The organism is uncultured Formosa sp. (assembly GCF_947500765.1).
Classification (GTDB): domain Bacteria; phylum Bacteroidota; class Bacteroidia; order Flavobacteriales; family Flavobacteriaceae; genus Formosa.
The window spans coordinates 1-5,436 of record NZ_CANMTH010000022.1 but is presented as its reverse complement, the minus strand read 5'-3'; the positions used below and the strand labels follow the sequence as shown (position 1 = coordinate 5,436).

Below are 5,436 nucleotides of genomic sequence, written 5' to 3'. Positions count from 1 at the left end.
ATCTGGGGACATAAATACAAAAGTTGGTCAAGACCATAATGTTATTAAATAAAACAAAAAAAATAAAAACAAAATATCATGCTAAAAAGTAGTATAGACAAAGCCACAGGATTTGAAAAGCGATTCGAGAATATCGGGACAGTGGTTTACACCGATTCTGTATCTGGGTCGAAAGCTGTAGCAAAAGAAATAGCCGACTTAATTAAGGTTAAAGCATCCCAAAAACAACCTTGTATTTTAGGATTAGCAACAGGATCTTCACCAAAAGGTCTGTACGCAGAATTAGTGCGTTTACACAAAGAAGAAGGCTTAAGTTTTAAAAATGTGATTTCGTTTAACTTAGACGAATACTATCCTATGGAGCCAGACTCAGTAAATAGTTATGTGCGTTTCATGAAAGAATTATTGTTTAATCAAGTCGATATTTTACCAGAGAACTGTCATGTTCCAGACGGAACCTTGTCTAAAGCAGAGATAGCGAGTTATTGTACCGACTACGAGTCGAAAATAGAAGCTTTAGGCGGAATAGATTTACAGATTTTAGGAATTGGAGGTAATGGACATATTGGTTTTAACGAATCGGGATCTTTACAAAACTCAAAAACCAGATTAGTCGCTCTAGATCATATCACAAGAGTAGCCGCAAGTAGCGATTTCTTAGGATTAAATAATACACCAAGAACCGCAATTACTTTAGGTGTAAAAATGATTATGGAGGCCCAACGTGTTATTTTAATGGCTTGGGGTGAAGGAAAATCTAATATTATTAAACAGTCTGTAGAAGGTCAAGTCACTAACCTTGTGCCAGCATCGTTTTTACAAGAACACGATAATGTAACGTTTGTATTAGATAAAGAAGCCTCTTCTAAACTTACAAGAATTAATACCCCTTGGTTAGTTGAAAAAATAGTTTGGACAGATAAATTAATTAGAAAAGCGGTTTTAGGTTTAGCTCAGCATTTAAAGAAACCAATTTTAATGCTAACAGATGCCGATTATATAGAAAACGGTATGAGTGATTTGTTGGCCGATTCAGGCCCGGCTTACGATATTAATATAAAAATATTCAATAAACTACAAAGCACGATTACAGGTTGGCCAGGCGGAAAGCCCAATGCAGACGATTCTAACCGTCCAGAGCGAGCCGAACCTGCAAAGAAACGCGTACTAATATTTAGTCCGCATCCAGATGATGATGTAATTAGTATGGGAGGTACATTTAAACGTTTACAAGAGCAAGGTCACGATGTGCATATTGGGTATCAGACTTCTGGAAATATAGCTGTAACAGACGATGAAGCGCTACGTTTTGCTGGATTTGTATGCGATTATAACGATAAGTTTGGTATAAAAAGTTCAGAAGCAGAAAACATTTATAAGAAAGCAGTCACATTTTTAGAGAACAAAAAAGGAAGTGAGATTGATATTCCAGAGGTAAGATATATCAAAGGTCTAATACGAAAAGGGGAGGCGCATGCTGCAGCCAAGTTTATAGGGCTTCAAGATGACCATATTCATTTTATGGAATTACCGTTTTATGAAACAGGAGCAATAGAGAAAAAGCCATTAGGAAAAGAAGACATTGAAATTACTATGGCTTTAATAGATAAGGTCAAACCCCATCAAATTTATGCAGCAGGCGATTTAGCCGATCCACATGGTACACATAAAGTATGTTTAGATGCTATTTTTGCAGCAGTAAAAGCATTAAAACCTAAAAAGTATATGGACGACTGTTGGGTTTGGTTATATAGAGGTGCATGGCAAGAATGGGGAGTAGATGAGATAGAAATGGCAGTGCCAATGAGTCCAGACCAAGTGTTAGACAAACGCCATGGTATCTTTAAACATCAATCACAAAAAGATGGTGTTGTATTTTTAGGTACAGATAGTAGAGAGTTTTGGCAACGTGCAGAAGATAGAAATAAAGAAACCGCAGAGGTGTATCATCAATTAGGACTGTCTCATTACGCTGCTATGGAAGCCTTTGTAAGATGGCATTTTTAAAGATTGTTAAAATAATTGCAATTGGTTTATATTTTGTCATATTACCGGTTGATCACTTATGATATAAGTAATTGTGAATTAAATTAAAAACCTTGCAAATAGTGAAACTTGCAAGGTTTTTTTTGATTTAATAAAATAGCATAAATTTTCTTATAAGATGTTGATATATCTATTTTATACAGATTTTGTTCAAACAATTTTTTAATAGGGATATTCATTGTCTTATATGAGAGCTGTTTTTATATTTTTTGATGAAGAAAAAGGAAAAGTAAGAATTAGACTTCAGACAGTCTTAGGTGAAAAATAATATTAAGCTAATATTTTAAGATATATAGTAACTATATGATAATTCTTAAAATTTTGTTAATTTAATTAATTCAATTAATTATTAATTTTTATACTTTGTAAGTTAAAAAAATATGAATCATCATCACTTTCTTATATTTTTACTTGTTTTCACTTTAACTTCAAGTGCGCAAAAACAGAGTAGATATGATAGTATTTTTTATAATACAGCGTTAAGAATCAATTGTATTGACGCAAATAGGGCAGAAAATGTCGCAGATTCTCTGTTCAAAGCTTCAACAGAAGATATTTATAAGGTAAAGTCTCTTATGCTTAAGTCTGATATTTTAGTTAAACAATCTAAAAGAGAAGAGGCTATTGAATACGCGCTAAAAGCAGAAAAATTAGCAATTACTATATCTGACTATAAATGTTTAGCCAAAATATATACTTTTTTAGCATCACAATATAGATTAGTTGGACTGAAAGATTTAGGTAGAAAATATTTAGAACAAGGTTTTGAAAATGCAAAGAAAATTAAAAATAATCAAGCTTCAGATTTATATTTTGGATTTGTCTTTCAAGAAAAAGCACAATATGCTAAAAGTGAAAAGAATTATAATGAATCTATAAAATTTTTAAAACAAGCAAATCACCTTTTTGAGAAACAAGAAATAACAAAAAAAAGAATACTTTTTGTAGGGATGAATTCGGTTATGATAGCAGAAAGTTTTATCGACTTAAAGCAAAATGATTCTGCTTGGTTTTATTTAAATAAATCTCTAATATTATTTGATGAAATTGGTGTAAAAGATTCTGAGTTTGTGGGAGAAGCTTTTAATGGAAAAGGACAAATTTTATTAGAAGAAAAAAAATATGATCAAGCAAGTGCTTTTTTAATGAAGTCATTAAAAATTGCAGAGGCCGGTAATTATAGAATTTTATTGCAGAGTATTTATAAAAATTTGTTACAGCTTTTTAAGGATACTGGCGATTTGGAAAATTATAATATGTATATTAAAAAATATTTGGATGAAGGAGAAGAAATAGCAAAAAGTGAAAAAAAAGCGTTGAACCTACAAGTTAATCGTATTTTAGAAAGTCAGGAAGCAGATTCTTCTAAATTACATGCAATAATTCTCGGTATTACTTTATTGCTTTTAGCTAACATGATATTTGTTTTTATTACAAAAAGAAATCAAATAAAAGATAATAAAAAATTCATTGAAATCATTTCCGATTTAAAAACTCAAGCAAATGCTTCTGTAAAAGATGGCCTTTTTTTAGGATTAGCTCAAATAGAAACTTCAAGGAGTGTTAGTTATCATTCAGAAAAATTTATGCCAGAAGAAACAGAACAGCTTATTCTTAAAAAACTAAGTAAATTCGAAAATAAAAATGGGTTTATAAATTCGAATATAACGTTGTCTATGTTGTCTTCAGATTTTTGTGTAAATACAAAATATCTTTCTTACGTTATAAATAAGCATAAAAAGAAAGATTTTAATAATTATATTAATGAGCTCCGTATTTCTTATATTTCAAAAAAAATAATTAATAATCCCGAATACTTAAATTATAAGATAAGCTATTTGTCTTCTGAATGTGGTTTTTCTTCACATAGTAAATTTTCTGCTGTTTTTAAAAAAGAAAAGGGTATAAGTCCATCTGTATTTATTGATGAAATTAGTAGTAAAAGAGGAAAGTTCCAACAAGAAAATATGATAAAATAATAGAAACACTCTTTCTTTTTTATTATTCAAAGTTGTATATCACATCTTAAAATGTACTTTGTAATATTTCGTTTTTTGAAGCGATTATCTGTTTTTTAAGACGCTAAAGGCTTTGTATTGTTTTTATACTATGTTTAAGATTTTTATTCCTTTTTTCTTTTAATTTTTCAATTCATAAATCAGTGTTAATGATTTGTTTTTTATGTGTTTACATCTAACGCGTAAAGTAGTGAATAATTCTGTTTTAATCCTTCTTTTAGTATGTCTAAATTAGCGAATATGAACATATAAGATTTCGTTTAGCTAATGCCCTTTGTTTAATTTTGTGACACATCTGTCACAATTTAATCTTTGGAATGAAATCTTTTTTTTATTTCAAAGTTATACCTGTTTGTGAAGGTTGCAAAGCTTCAGAAATTAAAAATATCTAAATGAAACAATTTTACATTTTGGTGTTAACAGTATTAAAAGATTTATTTAAAAATAAATTTGTTTTTTCTGTTAGCAAAAAAGAATTTAAAGCAAGTGCTCTTACATTATCATATATTGTATTAGCATTGTTTTTGTTTTTTAAAGGCTATGATCTTTATGCCGATGGTTCGAATTATTTATACTCGCTTTCTAATCTTAAGGAACGAACGATAATAAATAATAATATTGAAGAAACTATATTGAGTAACAATGATGTTACAGATTTAGAAGTAAGCAATAAAGAATCAAATGATTTGTCTGAAAATCAAACTTCTGATACAGATTGTGTTGAAGAGGTTGATGGGAGTAGTTTCTCTTTAAAAAATGGGGTAGATTTGACCTTTAGTCAACCAGGTACAAACTACGGCTATGAATTTGATATTTATACTCTAGACAACTCTTTTAATTTAAATATTAATGGCGTCGATATCGCCACAGATGAATTACAATTTCAATCATCTCAAACAAGTGGTATAAATGTACGTTTTCAAGATGGAGATGAATATGAAGCCGATACGGTTAGAATTTGGGAGATGACAGGTACGGTTTCTGCTCCTTTAGTAAGAGTCTTTATAGATCATACTACTGGTGCGGTGTCTTTATATGGTAGTAAAGTGTCTGGAGGTGCATTATTTCCGTTAGAGTTATTTAATGGAAATTCTTTTAATACCATAACATGGAACTCCGATACTCCTAATGTTGTGATAGCAGATCAATCTGTACAAGGACCTACATATATGACGGGTTATGGTAGAGGTTGGAATTATTTATGTGATCCAAAAATAGGTTTAGAAAAAACAGGCACCTTTAACGATGTAAATAATAACGGATTTGCCGATGCTGGTGAAACGATCACTTACGGCTTCACTGTTACCAACACCGGAAACGTCACTTTAACAGCAATTTCAATTACCGATCCATTAGTATCTGTAACAGGAAG

Annotated in this window: 4 protein-coding genes; all 4 read left to right on the top strand. The window is 30.5% G+C overall.

The genetic code is table 11. The annotated features are described in order from the left end of the window. The first annotated feature begins 78 nt into the window (after window positions 1-78). Complete coding sequence (gene nagB / locus Q1B05_RS18210; RefSeq protein WP_299782830.1) at window positions 79-2,007, top strand: glucosamine-6-phosphate deaminase; 1,929 nt, start codon at window positions 79-81, stop codon at window positions 2,005-2,007. Between the two features lie 226 nt (window positions 2,008-2,233). Beyond that, the gene (locus Q1B05_RS18745) at window positions 2,234-2,314 is read left to right on the top strand and encodes a hypothetical protein (RefSeq protein WP_366944408.1); all 81 of its coding nucleotides are present in this window, start codon (window positions 2,234-2,236) and stop codon (window positions 2,312-2,314) included. A 112-nt stretch (window positions 2,315-2,426) separates the two neighbouring features. After that, window positions 2,427-4,025 (top strand): helix-turn-helix domain-containing protein, encoded by a 1,599-nt coding sequence (locus Q1B05_RS18205; RefSeq protein ID WP_299782828.1) that lies wholly within the window; start codon window positions 2,427-2,429, stop codon window positions 4,023-4,025. A gap of 431 nt (window positions 4,026-4,456) precedes the next feature. Further along, the coding region (locus Q1B05_RS18200) for a DUF11 domain-containing protein (RefSeq protein WP_299782826.1) at window positions 4,457-5,436 on the top strand (980 nt) is incomplete at its 3' end.